This window comes from Duncaniella sp. C9, from assembly GCF_004803935.1.
Lineage (GTDB): Bacteria > Bacteroidota > Bacteroidia > Bacteroidales > Muribaculaceae > Duncaniella > Duncaniella muris.
The window spans coordinates 3183994-3204207 of record NZ_CP039547.1; the positions used below are offsets into that span (position 1 = coordinate 3183994).

General features: G+C 51.1%; 32 protein-coding genes. 2 read left to right on the plus strand and 30 right to left on the minus strand.

The window, feature by feature from the left end; all coding sequences use genetic code 11:
- Positions 1–228 precede the first annotated feature (228 nt).
- From rpsK to rpsL, 30 genes are all read right to left on the minus strand, one after another.
- Positions 229–618 (minus strand): 30S ribosomal protein S11, encoded by a 390-nt coding sequence (gene rpsK / locus E7745_RS13500; protein ID WP_107031234.1) that lies wholly within the window; start codon positions 616–618, stop codon positions 229–231.
- Between the two features lie 9 nt (positions 619–627).
- On the minus strand, positions 628–1008 hold the full coding sequence (gene rpsM, locus E7745_RS13505; protein WP_107031233.1) for a 30S ribosomal protein S13: 381 nt from the start codon (positions 1006–1008) through the stop codon (positions 628–630).
- A 165-nt stretch (positions 1009–1173) separates the two neighbouring features.
- Complete coding sequence (rpmJ, locus tag E7745_RS13510) at positions 1174–1290, minus strand: 50S ribosomal protein L36 (protein ID WP_016562612.1); 117 nt, start codon at positions 1288–1290, stop codon at positions 1174–1176.
- 41 nt (positions 1291–1331) lie between these two features.
- Complete coding sequence (gene infA, locus E7745_RS13515; protein ID WP_107031232.1) at positions 1332–1550, minus strand: translation initiation factor IF-1; 219 nt, start codon at positions 1548–1550, stop codon at positions 1332–1334.
- Between the two features lie 38 nt (positions 1551–1588).
- Positions 1589–2371 (minus strand): type I methionyl aminopeptidase, encoded by a 783-nt coding sequence (gene map, locus E7745_RS13520; protein WP_107031231.1) that lies wholly within the window; start codon positions 2369–2371, stop codon positions 1589–1591.
- Positions 2372–2408: 37 nt separating this feature from the next.
- Complete coding sequence (gene secY, locus E7745_RS13525) at positions 2409–3758, minus strand: preprotein translocase subunit SecY (RefSeq protein ID WP_107031230.1); 1350 nt, start codon at positions 3756–3758, stop codon at positions 2409–2411.
- 17 nt (positions 3759–3775) lie between these two features.
- Positions 3776–4222 carry a 50S ribosomal protein L15 gene (rplO, locus tag E7745_RS13530; RefSeq protein WP_136409045.1) on the minus strand — a complete coding sequence of 149 codons (447 nt, stop codon included), beginning with the start codon at positions 4220–4222 and terminating at the stop codon, positions 3776–3778.
- 24 nt (positions 4223–4246) lie between these two features.
- Positions 4247–4426: a 50S ribosomal protein L30 gene (rpmD, locus tag E7745_RS13535; RefSeq protein ID WP_107031228.1), complete on the minus strand. Its 180-nt coding sequence runs from the start codon at positions 4424–4426 to the stop codon at positions 4247–4249.
- 15 nt (positions 4427–4441) lie between these two features.
- Complete coding sequence (rpsE, locus tag E7745_RS13540; RefSeq protein WP_136409046.1) at positions 4442–4960, minus strand: 30S ribosomal protein S5; 519 nt, start codon at positions 4958–4960, stop codon at positions 4442–4444.
- 5 nt (positions 4961–4965) lie between these two features.
- On the minus strand, positions 4966–5307 hold the full coding sequence (rplR, locus tag E7745_RS13545; RefSeq protein ID WP_107031226.1) for a 50S ribosomal protein L18: 342 nt from the start codon (positions 5305–5307) through the stop codon (positions 4966–4968).
- 16 nt (positions 5308–5323) lie between these two features.
- The gene (rplF, locus tag E7745_RS13550; protein ID WP_123398558.1) at positions 5324–5881 is read right to left on the minus strand and encodes a 50S ribosomal protein L6; all 558 of its coding nucleotides are present in this window, start codon (positions 5879–5881) and stop codon (positions 5324–5326) included.
- A 21-nt stretch (positions 5882–5902) separates the two neighbouring features.
- Entirely contained in the window at positions 5903–6301 is a 399-nt protein-coding gene (gene rpsH / locus E7745_RS13555; RefSeq protein WP_107031224.1) for a 30S ribosomal protein S8, read from the minus strand.
- Between the two features lie 241 nt (positions 6302–6542).
- Positions 6543–6812, minus strand: a complete 270-nt coding sequence (gene rpsN, locus E7745_RS13560; protein ID WP_107031223.1) for a 30S ribosomal protein S14 — start codon at positions 6810–6812, stop codon at positions 6543–6545.
- A 9-nt stretch (positions 6813–6821) separates the two neighbouring features.
- Positions 6822–7373: a 50S ribosomal protein L5 gene (gene rplE / locus E7745_RS13565; RefSeq protein ID WP_107031222.1), complete on the minus strand. Its 552-nt coding sequence runs from the start codon at positions 7371–7373 to the stop codon at positions 6822–6824.
- Positions 7373–7693 carry a 50S ribosomal protein L24 gene (gene rplX / locus E7745_RS13570; protein ID WP_107031221.1) on the minus strand — a complete coding sequence of 107 codons (321 nt, stop codon included), beginning with the start codon at positions 7691–7693 and terminating at the stop codon, positions 7373–7375. The genes rplE and rplX overlap by 1 nt, the downstream gene beginning before the upstream one ends.
- Before the next feature lie 31 nt (positions 7694–7724).
- Entirely contained in the window at positions 7725–8093 is a 369-nt protein-coding gene (rplN, locus tag E7745_RS13575; RefSeq protein ID WP_107031220.1) for a 50S ribosomal protein L14, read from the minus strand.
- A 3-nt stretch (positions 8094–8096) separates the two neighbouring features.
- A complete protein-coding gene (gene rpsQ, locus E7745_RS13580) occupies positions 8097–8354 on the minus strand; it encodes a 30S ribosomal protein S17 (protein WP_107031219.1) in 258 nt (85 codons plus the stop codon).
- Between the two features lie 17 nt (positions 8355–8371).
- Positions 8372–8569: a 50S ribosomal protein L29 gene (rpmC, locus tag E7745_RS13585; RefSeq protein WP_107031218.1), complete on the minus strand. Its 198-nt coding sequence runs from the start codon at positions 8567–8569 to the stop codon at positions 8372–8374.
- Between the two features lie 6 nt (positions 8570–8575).
- Positions 8576–9007, minus strand: a complete 432-nt coding sequence (rplP, locus tag E7745_RS13590) for a 50S ribosomal protein L16 (RefSeq protein WP_107031217.1) — start codon at positions 9005–9007, stop codon at positions 8576–8578.
- Positions 9008–9031: 24 nt separating this feature from the next.
- A complete protein-coding gene (gene rpsC / locus E7745_RS13595; protein ID WP_107031216.1) occupies positions 9032–9766 on the minus strand; it encodes a 30S ribosomal protein S3 in 735 nt (244 codons plus the stop codon).
- Between the two features lie 3 nt (positions 9767–9769).
- Complete coding sequence (gene rplV / locus E7745_RS13600; protein WP_107031215.1) at positions 9770–10180, minus strand: 50S ribosomal protein L22; 411 nt, start codon at positions 10178–10180, stop codon at positions 9770–9772.
- A 54-nt stretch (positions 10181–10234) separates the two neighbouring features.
- Positions 10235–10504, minus strand: a complete 270-nt coding sequence (gene rpsS, locus E7745_RS13605) for a 30S ribosomal protein S19 (RefSeq protein WP_107031214.1) — start codon at positions 10502–10504, stop codon at positions 10235–10237.
- A 27-nt stretch (positions 10505–10531) separates the two neighbouring features.
- On the minus strand, positions 10532–11359 hold the full coding sequence (gene rplB, locus E7745_RS13610) for a 50S ribosomal protein L2 (protein ID WP_107031213.1): 828 nt from the start codon (positions 11357–11359) through the stop codon (positions 10532–10534).
- A gap of 5 nt (positions 11360–11364) precedes the next feature.
- Positions 11365–11655 carry a 50S ribosomal protein L23 gene (gene rplW / locus E7745_RS13615; protein ID WP_107031212.1) on the minus strand — a complete coding sequence of 97 codons (291 nt, stop codon included), beginning with the start codon at positions 11653–11655 and terminating at the stop codon, positions 11365–11367.
- A gap of 25 nt (positions 11656–11680) precedes the next feature.
- Positions 11681–12301, minus strand: coding sequence for a 50S ribosomal protein L4 (rplD, locus tag E7745_RS13620; protein WP_123398560.1), 621 nt, complete (start codon positions 12299–12301; stop codon positions 11681–11683).
- Positions 12301–12918: a 50S ribosomal protein L3 gene (rplC, locus tag E7745_RS13625; protein WP_107031210.1), complete on the minus strand. Its 618-nt coding sequence runs from the start codon at positions 12916–12918 to the stop codon at positions 12301–12303. Before rplC ends, rplD begins: the two co-directional genes overlap by 1 nt.
- An 82-nt stretch (positions 12919–13000) precedes the next feature.
- Complete coding sequence (gene rpsJ / locus E7745_RS13630) at positions 13001–13306, minus strand: 30S ribosomal protein S10 (RefSeq protein WP_107031209.1); 306 nt, start codon at positions 13304–13306, stop codon at positions 13001–13003.
- A 26-nt stretch (positions 13307–13332) separates the two neighbouring features.
- A complete protein-coding gene (gene fusA, locus E7745_RS13635; RefSeq protein WP_107031208.1) occupies positions 13333–15459 on the minus strand; it encodes an elongation factor G in 2127 nt (708 codons plus the stop codon).
- 41 nt (positions 15460–15500) lie between these two features.
- A complete protein-coding gene (gene rpsG / locus E7745_RS13640) occupies positions 15501–15977 on the minus strand; it encodes a 30S ribosomal protein S7 (protein WP_107031207.1) in 477 nt (158 codons plus the stop codon).
- Between the two features lie 180 nt (positions 15978–16157).
- Entirely contained in the window at positions 16158–16541 is a 384-nt protein-coding gene (rpsL, locus tag E7745_RS13645) for a 30S ribosomal protein S12 (protein ID WP_016562585.1), read from the minus strand.
- A gap of 440 nt (positions 16542–16981) precedes the next feature.
- Here rpsL and metG point away from each other — a divergent pair, with 440 nt between their 5' ends.
- Together metG and E7745_RS13655 are read left to right on the plus strand one after the other, a co-directional pair.
- Positions 16982–19027, plus strand: coding sequence for a methionine--tRNA ligase (gene metG / locus E7745_RS13650; RefSeq protein ID WP_124075593.1), 2046 nt, complete (start codon positions 16982–16984; stop codon positions 19025–19027).
- A gap of 133 nt (positions 19028–19160) precedes the next feature.
- Complete coding sequence (locus E7745_RS13655; RefSeq protein WP_107031205.1) at positions 19161–20198, plus strand: asparaginase; 1038 nt, start codon at positions 19161–19163, stop codon at positions 20196–20198.
- Positions 20199–20214 lie beyond the last annotated feature (16 nt).

Here is a 20214-nt window from a genome sequence, read left to right on the forward strand (position 1 = left end):
AGAGTCATCATGGCTTTCACTCAGCCATCCGGTCTTCTCCGTCCGGTTCGTGGAGGCAGAAGCTCGCAGATCGTCTTTGGATCTGAAAAGGAGTTGGAAAAAATTGAATAATCAAAATTTACCTTGTTGCCGGGTTTCCGGTTTGCGGCGGCTCATTTGATATTTTGATTCTGAAAGTGAGAGCTGAGCCGGCCACCGGACTCCGGTCGAGCGAGGTCTGGGCGGATATTATACGCGACGACGCTTGGGAGGACGGCATCCGTTGTGGGGCAGCGGAGTTACGTCAACGATTTCAGTAACTTCGATTCCTGCGCCATGCACGGTGCGGATTGCTGATTCACGGCCGTTGCCGGGACCTTTGACATAGGCCTTCACTTTGCGGAGACCGAGGTCATAGGCTACTTTGGCGCAATCCTGAGCGGCCATCTGGGCTGCGTAGGGAGTGTTCTTCTTTGAGCCACGGAAACCCATCTTGCCAGCGGATGACCAGGAAATTACCTGACCTTCAGAGTTGGCTAAGCACACAATGATGTTGTTGAAAGACGAGTGAACGTGAAGCTGACCGGCGGCGTCAACCTTGACGTTTCTTTTCTTTGCTGCGACTGTCTTTTTTGCCATTTTCGTTTATTATTTAGTAGCTTTTTTCTTGTTTGCAACAGTTTTCTTGCGACCCTTGCGTGTACGGGCGTTATTTTTGGTGCTCTGACCACGCACGGGGAGACCGTTACGATGACGAATGCCACGATAGCATCCGATGTCCATAAGACGTTTGATGTTGAGCTGAATTTCGCTGCGGAGGTCACCTTCAACCTTGTAGTCGGCGCCGATTACTTCACGAACTTTGGCTGCCTGATCGTCGGTCCAGTCCTTGACCTTGATATTCACGTCAACGCCTGCCTTGTCAAGGATTGACTTGGCTGCGCTACGGCCGATACCAAAAATATAGGTCAGGGCGATTTCACCTCTTTTGTTCTGGGGGAGGTCAACTCCCACAATTCTTACTGCCATATAATTACTTGATTACTTGACTAAAATTTTTGCAAAGGTAATACTTTTTCAGCGATCTTAAAATAGGCTTTCAGTCATTTCGAAACACTTATTAGAAATCATTGAGAAATATTAACTAATAGGTTTCTATAATGACTTTCAGTCTATCTTTGTGATCCGGACCGATTAACCTTGGCGCTGCTTGTATTTGGGGTTTTTCTTGTTGATGACGTAAAGACGTCCTTTGCGGCGCACGATTTTGCTGTCTGGAGTGCGCTTTTTGACTGAAGCTCTTACTTTCATTGGTTTATCTGTTGTATTGAAGATGATTATTTCTGGATGTTTTATTTGTAGCGGAATGCGATGCGGCCTTTAGAGAGGTCGTAGGGCGACATTTCCACTTTCACTTTATCGCCGGGAAGGATCTTGATGTAGTGCATGCGCATCTTGCCTGAGATGTGGGCTGTGATTTCGTGCCCGTTTTCAAGTTCGACGCGGAACATTGCGTTTGACAAGGCTTCGACGATGGTTCCGTCAAGTTCGATTGCTGCTTGTTTTGCCATATTTTATTTCGATGATGAAATATCGGTTGGGTTGTTTGTTAAATGAATCTGTCTCCGAGAGCTTCTTCGATGTAGTCGAATGTGGTGAGGATCTGCGGGCCTTCCGGGTCTATGACTATGGTGTGTTCATAGTGGGCGGAGGGTTTGCGGTCTTTTGTGCGGCACTGCCAGCCGTCTTTTTCGATGACGATGTTGCGGCTGCCGAGGTTGATCATGGGTTCGATGCAGATGCACATGCCCTTTTTCAGTACGGGTCCGCAACCACGGCGTCCGTAGTTAGGGACTTCAGGGTCTTCATGCATTTTGCGTCCGATGCCGTGTCCGCACATTTCACGCACTACACTGTAGCCGTGACGCTCGCAGTAGGTCTGGACTGTGTTGGCGATGTCGCCGATGCGTTTTCCTTCCTGGGCTGCCGAGATTCCTTTGTAGAGAGATTCCTTGGTGACTTTGCAGAGTGCGAGCACTTCGGGGGCGATCTCTCCTACGGGGAAAGTGTAGCACATGTCTCCGTGGTATCCGTCAAGTTCGACCACGGTGTCGATGCCGATTATATCTCCGTCGCGGAGTTCGTAGCCGGAGGGGAATCCGTGGACTACTGTCTCGTTGACTTCGATGCAGAGTGTGCCGGGAAACCCTCCGTAACCGAGACATGCGGGCTTGCCTCCATTGTCGCGCATGAATTCGCGGGCAATGTTGTCAAGGTGACGGGTAGTCACGCCCGGAGCCACCCACTTGGCGACTTCGCCAAGTGTGCGGCTCACAAGCGTGGATGCCTGTCGCATTTTTTCGATTTCTTCGGGTGTCTTAAGATAGATCATTTATTGAAGAATGAATCAGCGGTAATCGAGACGGGTATTAATAGGCTGAACCGGTGGTGCGGCCTTTGATCTTGCCGTCCTTCATGAGTCCGTCATAGTGGTGCATCATCAGGTGGCTTTCGATCTGCTGGAGGGTGTCAAGAACGACACCGACAAGGATGAGCAGTGATGTGCCTCCGAAGAATTGCGCGAAGTTCTGGCTGATGCCGAAGAAGCGTGCGAATGCAGGGAGGATGGCCACGATGCCGAGGAAGAGTGAACCGGGAAGAGTGATGCGCGACATGATCGAGTCGAGATATTCTGCGGTTTTCTTTCCAGGCTTCACACCGGGGATGAAGCCGTTGTTGCGCTTCATGTCCTCTGCCATCTGGGTGGGACGCACTGTGATGGCGGTGTAGAAGTAGGTGAATGCCACGATGAGGATGAAGTAGACAAGATTGTACCAGAATCCGTTGATGTCCGAGAAAGCGGCGTAGAATCCCGATGAGCTCTCTGAGCTGCCGAATCCGGCGAGAGTGATGGGGATGAACATGATTGCCTGGGCGAAGATGATGGGCATCACGCCGGCGGCGTTTACTTTCAGGGGGATGTACTGGCGGGCACCTCCGTATTGGCGATTGCCGACAATACGCTTGGCGTACTGTACGGGCACCTTGCGTGTTCCCTGCACGAGAAGGACTGCACCTACGGTGACTGCGAAGAGCAGGAGAATTTCAACTACGAACATGATGAGACCGCCCTGGCTGCCGGTGGCACCCGGAAGACGGCTTGTGAATTCGTAGAAGAGCGCTCCCGGAAGACGTGCAATGATACCTACAAGGATGATGAAGGAGATACCATTGCCGATGCCGCGGTCTGTAATGCGCTCACCGAGCCACATGATGAACATGGAGCCGGCTGCAAGGATTACTGTAAGGAATGCCAATGTCCAGAAGCCCATGGTGGCACCGCCTGTGGCGGCGCTCACCTGAACCTGGAGATTTACAAGATATGCAGGACCCTGGAGCAGCAGGATAAGCACAGTCAGATAACGGGTGTACTGGCTGAGCTTCTGGCGGCCGCTCTCGCCTTCGCTCTGGAGCTTCTGGAAGGAAGGGAGTACCATGCCGAGCAGCTGTATCACGATTGATGCAGTGATGTAGGGCATGATGCCGAGAGCGAAGATCGAGGCCTGAGAGAAGGCGCCTCCTGAGAACATGTCAAGGAGTTGCATGAGGCCGCTCTTGTTGGTGAACTTCGACAGGGCGTCGAGATCCTCCGGCGAAATACCGGGAAGGACTACGTAGCAGCCGAGACGATAGACGAGCACCAGCAGGAGGGTGACAAGAATACGCTTTCTCAGTTCCTCAATGGTCCAGATGTTACGAATTGTTTCAATAAATCTCATTTCGAGGAGAAGGGGGATTAAATTTTGGTTACTGAGCCTCCGGCTTCAACGATTGCTTTCTCTGCGGCTGCGGAGAATGCATTGGCCTCAACAGCGAGTATCCTGGTAAGCTTGCCTGTCGCGAGGATCTTGACTGGCTGCTTGCCGTTGATGAGGCCTGCTGCAACGAGTTCGGCTACGCCGATCTTTTCGATTCCGGCAGTCTCGGCGAGACGTTCGAGATCAACAAGATTGACAGCTTTGTATTCGGTGCGGTTGAGGGGTTTGAAACCGAATTTGGGGAGACGGCGCTGAAGAGGCATCTGACCACCTTCAAAACCTATTTTGCGGCTGTAGCCTGAACGTGATTTGGCACCCTTGTGACCACGGGTAGATGTTCCACCCTTGCCGGAACCGGCGCCACGGCCGATACGGGTTTTCTTCTGGACGGAGCCTACAGCTGGTTTTAAATTGCTTAAATCCATAGTTGTGTTAATGATTTTTAGAAATTAGGCGTTGGTCACTTCTACCAAGTGGCGTACTGCTTTAACCATACCCATCACTGAGGGGGTGTCCTCAAGGACTACTGAGTGATGCATTTTTTTCAAGCCGAGGGCGTCGAGAGTGCGCTTCTGCACTGCGGGAGCGTTGATGCGGCTCTTAATCTGGGTGATTTTAATTTTTGCCATCTGATATATGGATGATTAGCCGTTAAACACATTGTCGATAGAGATACCGCGGTTCTGTGCAACCTGAGCGGGTGAGCGCATTTCGCCGAGGGCGGCGATGGTTGCCTTTACGAGGTTGTGAGGGTTGGAAGAACCCTTTGATTTTGCAAGGACGTCAGTCACGCCTACGCTCTCAAGAACGGCACGCATCGCACCACCGGCTTTTACACCGGTACCGTGGCTTGCGGGTTTGAGGATTACGCGTGAACCGCCGAATTTGGCGATCTGTTCGTGGGGGATTGTTCCGCGATGAACAGGAACCTTGATGAGGTTCTTTTTGGCAGCTTCAACGCCTTTTGCGATTGCGGCCTGAACTTCATTGGCTTTTCCGAGGCCCCAGCCTACGATGCCGTTTTCATTTCCGACAACAACGATGGCTGCGAAAGTGAATGTGCGGCCACCTTTGGTAACCTTGGTGACGCGGTTGATGGCGACGAGACGATCCTTGAGTTCGAGATCGTTGGTGGATTTAACTTTATTGTTCTTAGTAGCCATATTCTTTAGAATTTAAGGCCGCCTTTGCGTGCGGCGTCAGCCAATGATTTAACTCTGCCATGGAAAAGGTAGCCGTTGCGGTCGAAAACCACTTCGGTGATACCGGCTGCAAGAGCTTTCTGAGCGATAGCCTCGCCAACCTTGGCTGCGATTTCACACTTGGTGCCCTCTTCGATGCCCTTTGAAGATGAGGCGCAAAGAGTTGTGCCTGCGAGGTCGTCGATGAGCTGGACATAGATCTGCTTGTTGCTGCGGAAAACCGACATGCGGGGACGAGCGGCGGTGCCGGAAATCTTCCCGCGGATGCGGGCCTTGATTTTAGTTCTGCGTTGTATCTTAGAAACCATTTTTGAATCAATTTAATTATTTAGCACTTGCCGACTTACCCGACTTGCGACGGATAATTTCGCCCACAAACTTGATACCTTTGCCCTTGTAGGGTTCGGGCTTGCGGAGAGAGCGGATTTTGGCGCAAACCTGACCGAGAAGCTGCTTGTCATCGCTTTCGAGGATGATGAGCGGGTTTTTGTTACGCTCGCTCTTGGCCTCTACTTTCACTTCGGGGGGAAGCTTGATATATATGGCGTGTGAGTAGCCGAGCGAGAGCTCAAGCACCTGGCCGGTTGCGGCGGCGCGGTAACCCACACCTACTAATTCCATTTCCTTGCGATAGCCTGTGGAAACGCCGACAACCATGTTGTGGATGAGTGCGCGGTAGAGACCGTGCTGTGCGCGGTGTTCGCGATCGTCAGAAGGACGGGTGACAACGATGTGGCCGTCTTCGACTGCTACCTGGAGGTCGGAATTTACTTTCTGTGAAAGGGTGCCTTTGGGACCTTTTACGGTTACTGTGTTATCCTGGCCGACTGTTACCTGGACACCGGCGGGGATTTCAATGGGAGCTTTACCTATACGTGACATAATTTGTATCCTCCTTATTGATTAGTAAACGTAGCAAAGGACCTCGCCACCGATCTTGAGGTCGCGGGCCTTCTTGTTAGTCATCACACCCTTCGAGGTTGAGAGGATGGCGATGCCGAGTCCGTTCAACACACGAGGCATATCTTTGTAGCCGGTATAACGGCGGAGACCGGGACGCGAAACGCGCTCAAGGCTCTTGATTGCGTTGACCTTGTCAACGGGATCGTACTTGAGGGCGATCTTGATTGTGCCCGCGGGATTTTCGCCTTCCTCGAACTTGTAGTTGAGGATGTAGCCTTGTTCGAAGAGAATCTTTGTGATCTCTTTCTTCAAGTTTGAGGCAGGAATCTCGACCACGCGATGGTTGGCCTTGATTGCATTTCTCAATCTTGTCAGATAATCTGCTATAGGATCAGTCATTTTGAAAAATGTTTAAATTGATTGGGATTTTCCCAACAATATTTAATACTCACTGTGATTGGTCGGAGTTTGGTTGAGGGGAGAGAGAGGGAAAGAAGAGGACGACCGCGGGTGCCTGTCGGATGCCGGAGAGGGTCTGGAGTAACTTTTTCGGCTTTGACGATGGGCCTGACCGCTTAGAGGTAACGACTCTCTGGCCGTCGACTCTCTTGATGGGATCTGGACTGGTAAGGGGGATTTTTTACCAGGAAGCTTTCTTCACACCGGGGATGAGGCCGGCTGAAGCCATCTCGCGGAACTGGATACGCGAAATGCCAAACTGACGCATGTAGCCTTTGGGACGACCGGTGATCGAGCAACGGTTGTGAAGACGGACTGTAGAGGCGTTCTTGGGAAGAAGCTGGAGAGCTTCGTAGTCACCTGCGGCCTTGAGTTCGGCTTTCTTCTTGGCATATTTTGCGACGAGCTTTGCGCGTTTTACTTCGCGAGCCTTCATTGATTCTTTTGCCATAGCGGATGCTTAGTTTTTAGCGTTTTTGAAAGGGAGACCGAATTCCTTGAGAAGAGCATAACCTTCTTCGTCAGTGTTGGCTGAAGTAACGAAGGTGATGTTCATACCCATGAGCTTGCTGATCGAGTCGATGTTGATTTCGGGGAAGATGATCTGCTCAGTGATACCGAGGGTGTAGTTGCCACGGCCGTCGAGCTTGCTCTCGATACCCTTGAAGTCGCGGATACGGGGGAGGGCCACGCGGATGAGGCGTTCGAGGAATTCATACATTTTCTCACGACGGAGAGTAACCATCACACCGATGGGCATCTTCTTACGGAGTTTGAAGTTAGAGATGTCCTTGCGGGAGAGAGTAGCAACTGCTTTTTGGCCGGTGATGGCTGTGAGCTCGTTGATTGCTGTCTCGATGACTTTCTTGTCCTGAGTAGCTGCGCCAAGGCCCTGATTGATTACAATTTTCTTCAGCTTGGGCACCTGCATCGGAGTGGTGTAGCTGAATTTCTCGGTCAGGGCGGGAACGATGCGTTCCTGGTAGTCTTTTTTAACTGTCTGGGTGCTCATTACTTAATTTCCTCTCCTGATTTTTTAGAGATTCGTACTAATTCACCTTTCTCGTTGCGACGGCAGCTGATGCGGGTCGGCTTGCCAGATTTGGGGTCGATGAGAGAAAGATTGGAGATGTGGACGGGAGCTTCCATCTTGATGAGACCTCCCTGGGGATGCTGTGCGTTGGGCTTGGTGGCCTTGGTCACCATGTTGATGCCTTCAACGAGGGCTTTCTGCTTCTGCACGAGCACCTTGAGCACACGACCCTCCTTGCCACGGTCTTCGCCGGCAAGAACATAGACGATGTCGCCTTTTTTGATATGTGATTTGCTCATTACGTTTAATGTTTTTGACGGTTAAGAATGATTAGAGGACTTCGGGTGCGAGTGAGACGATTTTCATCTGGTTGGCAGCGCGGAGTTCGCGGGCTACGGGGCCGAAGATACGGGTTCCGCGGAGTTCGCCGGCGTTGTTGAGGAGCACACAGGCGTTGTCATCAAAACGGATATATGAACCGTCGGGACGGCGGATTTCCTTCTTGGTGCGGACAACCACTGCCTTCGACACTGTGCCTTTCTTAACGTCTGATGAAGGGATGACGCTCTTGACGGAAACGACAATGATGTCACCTACAGAGGCATAACGACGGCCGGTGCCACCCAGTACATGGATGCAGAGCGCTTCTTTTGCGCCACTGTTGTCGGCTACGGTTAAACGGCTTTCAGTCTGTATCATAGTTTACTTCACTTTTTCGATGATTTCCACGAGGCGCCAGCGTTTGGTCTTGCTGAGGGGACGAGTTTCCATGAGGCGTACAGTGTCGCCGATGGAACATTCATTCTTCTCGTCGTGGGCGTGATATTTCTTTGTTTTGTTGACAAATTTGCCATAAATGGGGTGCTTCTCTTTCCATTTCACCATTACAGTGATGGTCTTGTCACCCTTGTTGCTCGAAACAACCCCGATACGTTCTTTTCTTAAATTTCTCTTTTCCATTTTATTTAAGGGGGAGTTTATTTGTTGTTAAGTTCGCGCTGACGCAACTCGGTCTTGACGCGGGCGATAGCCTTGCGAGCATGTGTAATCTTAGCGGGGCTGTCAAGGGGCGAGATGGCGTGGTTGATCTTGAGCTGGGCATAGTCCTTCTCCATCACAGCCAGGCGGTCGCGGAGATCCTGAGTGCTCACTTCAGTGAATGATTCTTTCTTCATGACGGGTTACACATTTTGGGTTGGGTCATAGTCGCGGCGCACAACGAATTTTGTGGTCACGGGGAGTTTCTGAGCTGCGAGGCGGAGGGCTTCCTTAGCGATGTCGTAAGATACGCCTTCAACCTCTATGATTATGCGGCCGGGGGTTACGGGGGCTACGAATCCTTCGGGAGCACCTTTACCTTTACCCATTCGGACCTCTGCGGGTTTCTTGGTGATGGGTTTATCCGGGAAGATGCGGATCCAAATCTGTCCCTGACGCTGCATGTAACGGGTTACTGCAATACGGGCGGCTTCAATCTGGCGACCGGTGATCCACTTAGACTCCAGGGTCTTTATGCCGAACGAACCGAAGGCCAACTGGTTGCCACGCTGCGCAATGCCTTTCATGCGGCCTTTTTGCGCGCGGCGAAATTTGGTTTTCTTGGGTTGTAACATTGTTTTGTTGAATCAATTGTGGGTTTAACGGTTGTTTTTGGGTTTGCGGAAACCGCCGCGACGGGGAGCGCCATTTGAAGCTGCACCGCGAGATTCCTTCTGGTTTGAAGTGTACTGGGGAGCCAAGTCACGCTTGCCGTAAACTTCGCCACGGCAGATCCAAACCTTCACACCGATCACACCTACCTTTGTGTGGGCTTCGACCAGTGCGTAGTCGATGTCGGCACGGAGTGTGTGGAGCGGAGTACGGCCTTCCTTGAACATTTCCGAACGAGCCATTTCTGCGCCGTTGAGACGGCCTGAGATCTGAACCTTGATGCCTTCGGCACCGGCGCGCATTGTAGAGGCTACTGCCATCTTGACTGCACGGCGATAGGCGATCTTGCCTTCGATCTGGCGGGCGATGGTCGATGCTACGATCTGAGCGTCGAGTTCGGGGCGTTTTACTTCATAGATGTTGATCTGGACATCCTTGTCGGTGATCTTCTTGAGCTCTTCTTTCAGCTTGTCGACTTCAGAGCCGCCCTTGCCGATGATCAGACCGGGGCGTGAAGTGCAGACAGTGATGGTGATGAGCTTCATGGTGCGCTCGATGACGATGCGCGAAACGCTTGACTTTGCAAGGCGGACATTGAGATACTTGCGGAGTTTTGAGTCCTCAAGCAGAGTATCGCCGTATTTCTTACCGCCATACCAGTTAGAGTCCCATCCACGGATAACTCCCAAGCGATTGCTGATTGGATTTACTTTCTGTCCCATTTGTTAAGCTTTAGCGTTTTTGTTATCAATTGTGTCAACAATCAATGTGACGTGGTTTGCGCGTTTGCGGATACGATAGCCGCGGCCTTGGGGAGCGGTGCGCAGACGCTTGAGCATAGGAGCACAGTTTACAAAGATAGTGCTGATGTAAAGCTCGCCGGCGTCGGCTTTACGTTCGTTTTTAGCTTCCCAGTTTGCGATAGCCGAACGGAGGAGCTTTTCGAGGCGGGCAGCCGCTTCCTTATTAGAGAACTTAAGGATGCCGAGCGCACGGTTAACCTCTACGCCGCGCACCATGTCAGCGACAAGGCGCATTTTGCGGGGCGAGGTGGGGATGTTGGTGAGCTTTGCGAAAGCTACCGTTTTCTGTTCGGCTTTCCTGAGGTCGGCTGAATTTCTTTTTCTTACACCCATTTTATTGTAATTCTTTTCTTTTTTACAAATGAATTAGTTATATCAGGGCCCAATTTATTTCTTGCGGTTACCGGAGTGACCACGGAAGGTACGTGTGGGAGCGAACTCGCCAAGCTTGTGGCCTACCATGTTTTCAGTAACGTAGACAGGGATAAATTTGTTACCGTTGTGAACTGCGAAAGTGTGTCCTACAAATTCGGGGGCGATCATTGATGCACGGCTCCAAGTCTTGATAACCGATTTCTTACCGCTCTCTTCCATTGCAGCGACCTTCTTTTCGAGCTTCACGCTGATAAAGGGGCCTTTTTTTAATGAACGACTCATGATAAGTGTTGCTAATGTTAAATCAGATTACTTTTTTCTTCTTTCAATAATGTACTTCGAAGAATGTTTCTTCGGGGCACGAGTCTTGAGACCCTTAGCGTAGAGGCCCTTGCGAGAACGGGGATGACCACCTGAAGCGCGGCCTTCACCACCACCCATCGGGTGATCGACAGGGTTCATTACTACGCCGCGGTTGCGGGGACGACGGCCGAGCCAGCGTGAACGGCCGGCTTTGCCGGAGCGTTCGAGTGAGTGCTCGGAGTTGCCGACAACGCCAACAGTGGCGCGGCATGCGGCGAGGATCTTGCGGGTTTCACCCGAAGGTAATTTAACGATGGCGTAGGTGCCTTCACGCGAGATCAGCTGGGCGAATGTGCCTGCCGAGCGGGCCATGAAAGCGCCCTGGCCAGGACGCAACTCAATGTTGTGGATGAGCGTACCTACAGGGATGTTGGCCAGCGGGAGGCAGTTACCTACCTCAGGCTGGGCATCAGCGCCTGAAAGAAGCACATCACCAACTTTTAAGCCGTTGGGTGCAATGATATAGGCTTTAGCACCGTCTTTGTAGTAAAGGAGGGCGATGCGGGCCGAACGGTTAGGATCGTACTCGATGCTCTTTACTACAGCGGGAACACCGTCTTTGGTTCTCTTAAAGTCAATGATGCGGTATTTGCGCTTGTGGCCACCACCAAGGTAGCGGGTGGTGAGATGACCTTCGGCGTTACGGCCGCCGGAGGCTTTTTTACCGACTGTAAGAGATTTTTCCGGTGTAGTAGCAGTGATGGTACCTTTGAATACACCGATAACTTTGTGTCTCTGCCCCGGTGTTGTGGGCTTGAATTTTCTTACTGCCATTTTATTTAGATATTGCTATAGAAGTCAATATTCTGTCCTTCGGCAAGGGTTACAAGTGCTTTTTTCCAAGCGGTGGTCTTGCCACGGAGCAGACCGCTCTTGGTCCAGCGAGACTTGTTCTTGCTGCGGACATTGATGGTGTTTACGCGGACTACTTTCACGCCGTAGAGATTCTCGACGAGCGACTTGATCTGATACTTGTTAGCCTCAGGAGAAACGGCGAAGGTGTAACGGTTCAGCTTCTCGATGAGATTGTTTGCCTTCTCTGTTACGATGGGTTTGATTGAAATTTCCATTGTCTATGTTTTCTCGTATATGAGGTTAAAGTTTGTTAATGAAATCAAGGCTACTCTCCGTGAGGATGACAGCGTTAGAGTTCATGAGCGCGTAAGTGTTAAGCGCCGAAGCGTCGATGGTTTTGGCATCGGGCACATTTCGGGCAGACAAAGTTACGTTTTTATTCTGACCCGGTAAAACGAGGAGCACCTTTTTGCCTTCAACTTTAAGATTTTTAGTAAAATTTACAAAATCTTTAGTTTTCGGAGCTTCGAAGTTGAAGTCTTCAACGACGATGAGCTGTGAATCCTGTACTTTATAGGTCAACGCACTTTTGCGGGCGAGCGCTTTCACTTTCTTATTCAACTTGAAGCGGTAGTCACGGGGACGGGGACCGAAAACACGTCCGCCACCGACAAGTACCGGAGAGTTGATGTCACCGATACGGCTGCCGCCGCCGCCTTTCTGCTTGTGGAGCTTGCGGGTAGAACCTGAAACTTCACTACGTTCTTTGGACTTGTGAGTACCCTGACGCTGGTTGGCGAGATACTGCTTCACATCGAGATAAACGGCGTGCTCGTTTGCATCTACTGCAAAAACTTCGTCGCTGAGCTGTGCTTTGCGACCGGTGTCTTCACCTTTGATATTGTAAATTGCGACTTCCATTATTTCTCAATTAAAACGATTGAACCTTTACTTCCGGGGATTGAGCCCTTGATGAGGAGCAGATTGTGGTCTGCGATCACTTTGAGCACCTGGAGGTTTTGAATTGTCACTTTCTCGTTGCCCATCTGGCCTGCCATACGCATTCCTTTGAATACTTTAGCGGGGTAAGAGCAGGCGCCGACCGAACCGGGAGCGCGAAGGCGGTTGTGCTGACCATGAGTGCTCTGGCCTACGCCACCGAAACCGTGACGTTTTACCACACCCTGGAAGCCTTTACCCTTCGAGGTACCCTGAATGTCAACGAAGTCATTCTCGTTGAAGAGATCGACTGTGATGGTATCACCGAGTTTGTACTCGCCGTCAAATCCTTTGAACTCGGCCAAGTGGCGCTGGGGAGCTACTCCGGCTTTTTTGAAGTGACCGGCCATAGGGGCAGTGGTGTGCTTGTCTTTCTTTTCAGTGAAACCAAGCTGCACGGCCTCGTAACCGTCTTTTTCAGCCGTTTTAATCTGAGTAACTACGCAGGGGCCTACTTCGATAACAGTGCACGGCACATTCTTGCCGTCGGCACTGAAAACGGATGTCATTCCGATTTTCTTTCCTAATAATCCTGGCATTTCTCTTTGATTTAAAAATGTGAACTGATTGTGGGAGTTGTTTGTGATTACTTGAATCCTTTGATGTCTGAGTGTTTAATGATCAGACTTTGATTTCTACTTCTACGCCTGAGGGGAGTTCGAGTTTCATCAGCGCGTCTACGGTCTTGCCGGTAGAGTTGTGGATGTCGATCAGACGCTTGTAGGACGAGAGCTGGAACTGCTCGCGCGATTTCTTGTTGACGAAGGTCGAACGGTTGACGGTGAAAACGCGACGGTGGGTGGGCAGGGGAATAGGTCCGCTGATCACAGCACCTGTTGCTTTTACGGTCTTCACAATCTTCTCAGCCGACTTGTCAACCAAGTTGTAGTCGTAGGATTTAAGTTTGATTCTGATTGTTTGGTCCATATCTTTGTTGAATGAAAGTGTTTGTCTTACTTGATGAGGTCAACACGGCCCTGGCATTCGGTGAGCACGTTCTTTGCGATCGAGTTGCTTACCTCTGCATAGTGGCTGAATGTCATGGTCGATGTTGCACGGCCTGAAGTGATTGTACGGAGGGCTGTCACATAACCGAACATTTCGGCAAGAGGAGCCTTGGCCTTCACGATGCGTGCGCCAGAACGGCTGGTTTCCATACCTTCAACCTGACCGCGACGCTTGTTGAGGTCACCAATAACATCACCCATGCTTTCTTCGGGAGTTACTACCTCTACTTTGAAGATCGGTTCGAGAAGCACGGGACCGGCTTTTTCAGATGCTTTCTTGAATGCCTGGATGGCACAAAGCTCGAATGAAAGCTGGTCAGAGTCAACCGGGTGGAAAGAACCGTCGATGACTGTAACCTTGAGCTGATCTACGGGGAAGCCGGCGAGCACACCGTTCTTCATAGCTGCGGTGAAACCTTTCTGGATAGAGGGGATGAATTCCTTGGGAATGTTACCGCCCTTGACTTCATCGACAAACTGGAGGTTTCCTTCGAAGCCTTCGTCAACTGGTTCTACACGAACGATGATATCGGCGAACTTACCGCGGCCACCGGTCTGCTTCTTGAACACCTCGCGAAGCTCTACAGGCTTGGTGATAGCTTCCTTGTAAGTAACCTGCGGACGGCCCTGGTTACATTCAACCTTGAATTCGCGACGGAGACGGTCGATGATGATATCGAGGTGAAGCTCACCCATACCTGAGATGACTGTCTGTCCGGTTTCTTCGTTTGTCTCAACGCGGAAGGTGGGGTCTTCTTCTGCAAGCTTCTGCAGGCCGACACCGAGTTTGTCAAGGTCTTTCTGAGTTTTGGGTTCAACTGCGATACCGATAACGGGATCGGGGAATTCCATTGCTTCAAGTACGATAGGATGATTTTCGTCGCAAAGGGTGTCACCGGTGCGGATATCTTTGAAACCTACGCCAGCGCCGATATCGCCGCAGTCGATAGATTCTTTTGCATTCTGCTTGTTGGAGTGCATCTGGAACAGACGGCTGACACGTTCCTTTTTACCTGAACGGCTGTTGAGGACGTAGCTACCGGCTACAACATCACCTGAGTAGACACGGAAGAAGGTCAGACGGCCTACATAGGGGTCAGTGGCAATCTTGAATGCGAGAGCACACATGGGTGCGTCTGATGAAGGCTCGCGGGTCTCAACCTTGTCGGGATCTTCAGGATTTGTTCCTTCAACGGCACCTGAGTCAACGGGGCTGGGGAGATATGCGCAGACAGAGTCAAGGAGACACTGTACACCTTTGTTCTTGAATGAAGAACCGCAGATCATGGGAACGACTTCCATCTTGAGAGTTGCGTTGCGGAGAGCGCGACGAATTTCTTCCTCAGTGATGGTAGAAGGATCGTCGAAGTACTTCTCCATAAGAGCGTCATCGAATTCGGCGATCTTTTCGAGCATCTTGTCACGCCATTCTTCAGCCTCTTCAGCGAGACCGGCGGGGATTTCCTCTAAGGTATAGTCAGCACCCATTGATTCATCGTGCCAAAAGATAGCCTTCATCTGGATGAGGTCAACCACACCCTTGAAAGTTTCTTCAGCTCCGATAGGTATCTGAATGGGACAGGGATTTGCTCCGAGAACATCCTTAAGCTGGCGGACAACTTCAAAGAAGTTCGCGCCCGAACGGTCCATCTTGTTCACATAACCGATACGGGGCACATTGTATTTGTCAGCCTGGCGCCATACGGTTTCAGACTGGGGTTCAACACCACCTACGGCGCAGAAAGTAGCTACCGCACCGTCAAGCACACGGAGCGAACGTTCAACTTCCACAGTGAAGTCAACGTGTCCCGGAGTGTCAATAAGGTTGATCTTGAACTGATCGCCGGCATACTTCCAGAAAGTGGTGGTAGCGGCAGAAGTAATTGTGATACCACGTTCCTGTTCCTGTTCCATCCAGTCCATAGTGGCAGCGCCATCGTGAACTTCGCCGATCTTGTGAGTAAGACCGGTGTAGAAAAGAATACGCTCGGAAGTTGTGGTCTTACCGGCATCGATGTGAGCCATGATACCGATATTACGCGTATATTTTAAATGTGCGTCTGATTTAGCCATTTTGATTTGTGTGAATCTAAATGAATGAAATTAATATAGGCTTAGAAACGGAAGTGAGCGAATGCGCGGTTAGCCTCGGCCATCTTGTGCATATCTTCCTTGCGCTTGTAAGCACCGCCCTGGTCGTTGAATGCGTCTACGATTTCGGCAGCGAGCTTCTCAGCCATTGTCTTGCCACCGCGCTTGCGGGCGTAGAGGATCAGGTTTTTCATCGAGATAGATTCCTTGCGGTCGGGACGGATTTCAGTAGGAACCTGGAATGTCGCACCACCGACACGACGTGACTTAACCTCTACCTGAGGAGTCACATTTTCAAGAGCTTTTTTCCAAATCTCAAGAGCGGTTTTCTCTTCATTGGGAAGTTTGTTCTTCACGAGATCGAGAGCGGAGTAGAAAATAGTATAAGAAGTATTCTTCTTTCCGTCATACATCAGGTGGTTGACGAATTTCGACACTCTCACATCATTAAACACGGGATCGGGAAGAATCACCCGCTTCTTAGGTTTTGCTTTTCTCATTTTTTGAGGAAATGTTTTGTTTTTGGTTGCTTGGTTGCTGCATCTTTAATCTTCAACGGCCGCCCCTCCGGGCGCCATTTACTCAACCTGTGATTTAGCCTTCCAGTCAAATCAAAAACGAGGGTTTAACGACTCTGTTTTTAATTTAATTTTTGTCTTCAGAAAAGGGCTTGCGCTTAATTACTTCTTCGCAGCCTTGGGACGCTTGGCACCATACTTGCTGCGACGCTGAGTACGGTCCTTAACGCCGCTGGTATCGAGCGTGCCGCGAACGATGTGATAACGCACACCGGGAAGGTCTTTCACACGACCACCGCGTACAAGCACGATTGAGTGTTCCTGAAGATTGTGGCCTTCACCGGGGATGTAGCTGTTGACTTCCTTACCGTTGGTCAGGCGCACACGAGCCACCTTACGCATAGCCGAGTTAGGCTTTTTGGGAGTGGTGGTGTACACACGCACACACACGCCACGACGCTGGGGGCATGAATCAAGTGCGGGTGACTTGCTCTTATCTTCAAGAGCCACGCGACCTTTTCTTACTAATTGCTGAATAGTAGGCATCTTGCTTTCTTTTGATTTATTTAATAATGAATAGTAGTATATTTGACTGTTTATTACGCGCTTCCCGCCATCAACCCCGCTAATTACCAAGTAGTTAACGCAGCCGTGACGACAAGCCGTTCTTAAAAGCGATGCAAAATTACAACTTATTTTCCTAACTACCAAACATTTCCAAAATAATTTTCGCATCACCGGATTTGCGCCGGATTTGCGCTAATTTTTCATCTGAACCGTGCAAAAAATCCGCAGCATCCTCACGGCCGGATGCCATGCGGCAAGCCCACACTCACAATCGCACCCCAAATGCAACCACAACCCTTATTTTATTTTTTCGCTTCTTTATTGTGTTTTTCCTACATAACCATTAATTTTGCACCTTAAATAAAAACACGGCCGTTTCCACGGCCCAATACGTTAAAAAGCCAAGCCACCATAAATCAATGGAAAGAAAATTCAAGCGAACCCTCATCACCACAGCCCTGCCCTATGCCAACGGGCCTGTGCATATCGGACATCTTGCCGGCGTATATGTTCCGGCCGATATTTATGCCCGCTATCTGCGTATGCGCGGCCAGGACGTAGTCATGGTCGGCGGCAGCGATGAACACGGTGTGCCCATCACACTCCGTGCCAGAAAAGAAGGCATCACCCCGCAACAGGTCGTAGACCGCTACCACAACATCATAAAAGATTCGCTTGAAGAACTCGGAGTAAGCTTCAATATCTATTCAAGAACCACTTCCGAACTCCATCACAAGACTGCTTCCGAATTTTTTCGCCACCTTTATGATAAAGGCGAATTCTCCGTGCAGACCGCACAGCAGCCATATGATGAAAAAACCGGAGAATTTCTCGCCGACCGTTATGTGGTCGGCACCTGCCCGCGCTGTCACAATGAAAACGCCTACGGTGACCAGTGCGAAGCCTGCGGCTCATCGCTCAACGTCACTGACCTCATCAATCCCCGTTCGGCCCTCACAGGCGAACCGGTGAAAATGCGCGAGACCACCCACTGGTATCTCCCCCTTGACAAGTGGGAACCCAAACTGCGCGAATGGATACTTGAAGGCCACAAAGAATGGAAAACAAACGTCTACGGACAGTGCAAATCATGGCTTGATGCCGGACTCCAGCCCCGTGCCGTGAGCCGCGACCTCAACTGGGGTGTGCCCGTTCCGGTTGAAGGAGCTGAAGGTAAAGTGCTCTACGTATGGTTCGACGCTCCGATCGGCTATATCTCCAATACCAAGGAACTCCTCCCTGACTCATGGGAAAAATACTGGAAAGATCCGGAAAGCCGCATCATCAACTTCATCGGCAAAGACAACATCGTCTTCCACTGCATCGTCTTCCCCTCGATGCTGATGGCCTACGGCGATAACTTCCAGCTGCCCGACAACGTCCCGGCCAACGAATTCCTTAACCTCGAAGGCGACAAGATCTCCACGTCACGCAACTGGGCCGTGTGGCTTCACGAATATCTCAATGACTTCCCCGGCAAGCAGGATGTGCTTCGCTATGTTCTCACCGCCAACGCACCTGAGACAAAGGACAACGACTTCACATGGGCAGACTTCCAGGCCCGCAACAACAACGAACTCGTGGCCATCCTCGGCAACTTCGTGAACCGCGCAATGGTTCTGACCCACAAATATTTCAACGGTGAAGTTCCGGCCGCAGGAATGCTGACAGAAACCGACACCCTCCTTGCAACCGAACTCGGCACCGCCACAGAGGCCCTGACAGCCGCACTTGAGACATTCCATTTCCGCGAAGCCCTCAAGCAGGCCATGGAAATAGCCCGTCTCGGCAACCGCTATCTGCAGGAAACCGAACCCTGGAAACTCGCCAAGACCGACATGGAGCGCGTGAAGACAATTCTCAACATAGCTCTCCAGCTCTGCGCCAACATCGCTGTGGCATTCGAGCCCTTCACTCCTTTCATGTCTGAAAAGCTCGCCAAGATGCTCGGCCTCAGCGGAAAACTCACATGGGACATGCTCGGAAAGCTTGACATCATTTCCGCCGGCACCACACTCGCCACTCCCGAACTGCTTTTCGACAAAATCGAAGACAGCCAGATCGAAGCCCAGCTCAAACGCCTCGCCGATACAAAGAAAGCCAACGAAGCAGCCGCCTGGAAAGCAGAGCCTCAGGCCAAGGATGTGGAATTCGACACCTTCGCCGCCTGTGATCTCCGAGTGGGCACCGTACTTGAATGCGTGAAAGTCCCCAAGGCCGACAAACTCCTGCGCTTCCTCATTGACGACGGATTGGAAAAACGCACCATTGTTTCAGGCATAGCCAAATACTACAAGCCCGAAGAACTGGTAGGCAAACAGGTCTGCTTCATAGCCAACCTCCCTCCCCGCAAACTCAAAGGCATTGTGTCTGAAGGCATGATTCTTTCTGCCGAGAACTCCGACGGTTCCATAGTGCTTCTCAGCCCCTCGGCTGCAGTAGCTCCCGGCGCCAAGATCGGCTAAGGCTCATGCGCCGACCGTCCCCACACAGCAATATGAAATCCGAGAGGGTTGGGCTTCCCTCCCCTCCCGGATTTTTCAATTCTCCCCCCAAAAGCATTCTTTATCAACAGGTCGTTTAAAAAACAACAGTTAAATGACAGCCAGAAGAAAACCACGACTCCTGATCATATACACAGGCGGAACGATCGGAATGATCGAAAATCCAGAAACCCATGCCCTGCAGCCTTTTGACTTCTCGCACCTCATAGACAATGTGCCCAAAATCAAGATGCTCGACTATCATATCGACAACATCCAGTTCACCCCGATAGACTCAAGCGATATGAATCCGTCAGGATGGGCGGAGATATCAAATGCCATAGCCTCGCATTATGACGAATATGACGGTTTCGTAGTTCTCCACGGCACCGACACAATGGCCTACACGGCCTCGGCTCTTTCATTCATGCTCGGCAATCTCCACAAGCCGGTCATTATCACCGGCTCGCAGCTCCCCATCGGAGAAGTGCGCACCGACGGAGAAGAAAACCTCATAACCGCCCTGCAGATTGCAGCCGCCACTACTTTTGACGGGTCTCCGATGGTCCAGGAAGTAGCTATCCTGTTCGAGAACTATCTCTGGCGCGGAAACCGCTCTACCAAAATGAGTGCCGACAACTTCAATGCCTTCAAGAGCAACAACTATCCGCAGCTGGCAAAAATAGGCCTTGGAATACACTTTTCAGAAGAGGCTCTGTGGCGTCCAAAAGCAAAGACACCTTTGCAGCTCAACACCCGCATGGACTCCAACGTGATGTTTATCGAGCTCTACCCCGGCATGACACAGCAGACCCTCCGCTATCTTCTGAACGCTCCTGGAGTAAAGGGCATTGTACTGCGCACATACGGAGCAGGCAACGCTCCGACAGCCGGATGGTTTATCGAGGAAATAGCTCAGGCAGTGCAACGGGGAGTAGTGATTGTCAATGTCACTCAGTGCGTGAACGGAGGTGTGCACCACAGGCGCTACGTGGCAGGCGACAAGCTGGCCAACGCAGGTGTGATTTCCGGCCATGACATGACCTCAGAAGCAGCAATAACCAAACTGATGTATCTGTTCGGCCTCGGACTGACACCTTCAGCCGTGGCTACACGCCTTAACACTGATCTCTGCGGCGAGGTCACACTGTAGCCGCGCCGCAAAAACG

Bases quoted from the DNA above. Each gene is read 5' to 3' on its own strand.
- rpsK (WP_107031234.1), bottom strand. From the start codon at position 618: ATGGCAAAAAAGACAGTCGCAGCAAAGAAAAGAAACGTCAAGGTTGAC.
- rpsM (WP_107031233.1), bottom strand. From the start codon at position 1,008: ATGGCAGTAAGAATTGTGGGAGTTGACCTCCCCCAGAACAAAAGAGGT.
- rpmJ (WP_016562612.1), bottom strand. From the start codon at position 1,290: ATGAAAGTAAGAGCTTCAGTCAAAAAGCGCACTCCAGACAGCAAAATC.
- infA (WP_107031232.1), bottom strand. From the start codon at position 1,550: ATGGCAAAACAAGCAGCAATCGAACTTGACGGAACCATCGTCGAAGCC.
- map (WP_107031231.1), bottom strand. From the start codon at position 2,371: ATGATCTATCTTAAGACACCCGAAGAAATCGAAAAAATGCGACAGGCA.
- secY (WP_107031230.1), bottom strand. From the start codon at position 3,758: ATGAGATTTATTGAAACAATTCGTAACATCTGGACCATTGAGGAACTG.
- rplO (WP_136409045.1), bottom strand. From the start codon at position 4,222: ATGGATTTAAGCAATTTAAAACCAGCTGTAGGCTCCGTCCAGAAGAAA.
- rpmD (WP_107031228.1), bottom strand. From the start codon at position 4,426: ATGGCAAAAATTAAAATCACCCAGATTAAGAGCCGCATCAACGCTCCC.
- rpsE (WP_136409046.1), bottom strand. From the start codon at position 4,960: ATGGCTACTAAGAACAATAAAGTTAAATCCACCAACGATCTCGAACTC.
- rplR (WP_107031226.1), bottom strand. From the start codon at position 5,307: ATGGTTTCTAAGATACAACGCAGAACTAAAATCAAGGCCCGCATCCGC.
- rplF (WP_123398558.1), bottom strand. From the start codon at position 5,881: ATGTCACGTATAGGTAAAGCTCCCATTGAAATCCCCGCCGGTGTCCAG.
- rpsH (WP_107031224.1), bottom strand. From the start codon at position 6,301: ATGACTGATCCTATAGCAGATTATCTGACAAGATTGAGAAATGCAATC.
- rpsN (WP_107031223.1), bottom strand. From the start codon at position 6,812: ATGGCAAAAGAATCAATGAAGGCTCGCGAAGTAAAACGCGCAAAGCTC.
- rplE (WP_107031222.1), bottom strand. From the start codon at position 7,373: ATGAGCACCCAGACAGTTAAAAAAGACTACCAGGAACGCATCGTTCCC.
- rplX (WP_107031221.1), bottom strand. From the start codon at position 7,693: ATGAGCAAATCACATATCAAAAAAGGCGACATCGTCTATGTTCTTGCC.
- rplN (WP_107031220.1), bottom strand. From the start codon at position 8,093: ATGATACAGACTGAAAGCCGTTTAACCGTAGCCGACAACAGTGGCGCA.
- rpsQ (WP_107031219.1), bottom strand. From the start codon at position 8,354: ATGGAAAAGAGAAATTTAAGAAAAGAACGTATCGGGGTTGTTTCGAGC.
- rpmC (WP_107031218.1), bottom strand. From the start codon at position 8,569: ATGAAGAAAGAATCATTCACTGAAGTGAGCACTCAGGATCTCCGCGAC.
- rplP (WP_107031217.1), bottom strand. From the start codon at position 9,007: ATGTTACAACCCAAGAAAACCAAATTTCGCCGCGCGCAAAAAGGCCGC.
- rpsC (WP_107031216.1), bottom strand. From the start codon at position 9,766: ATGGGACAGAAAGTAAATCCAATCAGCAATCGCTTGGGAGTTATCCGT.
- rplV (WP_107031215.1), bottom strand. From the start codon at position 10,180: ATGGGTGTAAGAAAAAGAAATTCAGCCGACCTCAGGAAAGCCGAACAG.
- rpsS (WP_107031214.1), bottom strand. From the start codon at position 10,504: ATGAGTCGTTCATTAAAAAAAGGCCCCTTTATCAGCGTGAAGCTCGAA.
- rplB (WP_107031213.1), bottom strand. From the start codon at position 11,359: ATGGCAGTAAGAAAATTCAAGCCCACAACACCGGGGCAGAGACACAAA.
- rplW (WP_107031212.1), bottom strand. From the start codon at position 11,655: ATGGAAATTTCAATCAAACCCATCGTAACAGAGAAGGCAAACAATCTC.
- rplD (WP_123398560.1), bottom strand. From the start codon at position 12,301: ATGGAAGTCGCAATTTACAATATCAAAGGTGAAGACACCGGTCGCAAA.
- rplC (WP_107031210.1), bottom strand. From the start codon at position 12,918: ATGCCAGGATTATTAGGAAAGAAAATCGGAATGACATCCGTTTTCAGT.
- rpsJ (WP_107031209.1), bottom strand. From the start codon at position 13,306: ATGGACCAAACAATCAGAATCAAACTTAAATCCTACGACTACAACTTG.
- fusA (WP_107031208.1), bottom strand. From the start codon at position 15,459: ATGGCTAAATCAGACGCACATTTAAAATATACGCGTAATATCGGTATC.
- rpsG (WP_107031207.1), bottom strand. From the start codon at position 15,977: ATGAGAAAAGCAAAACCTAAGAAGCGGGTGATTCTTCCCGATCCCGTG.
- rpsL (WP_016562585.1), bottom strand. From the start codon at position 16,541: ATGCCTACTATTCAGCAATTAGTAAGAAAAGGTCGCGTGGCTCTTGAA.
- metG (WP_124075593.1), top strand. From the start codon at position 16,982: ATGGAAAGAAAATTCAAGCGAACCCTCATCACCACAGCCCTGCCCTAT.
- E7745_RS13655 (WP_107031205.1), top strand. From the start codon at position 19,161: ATGACAGCCAGAAGAAAACCACGACTCCTGATCATATACACAGGCGGA.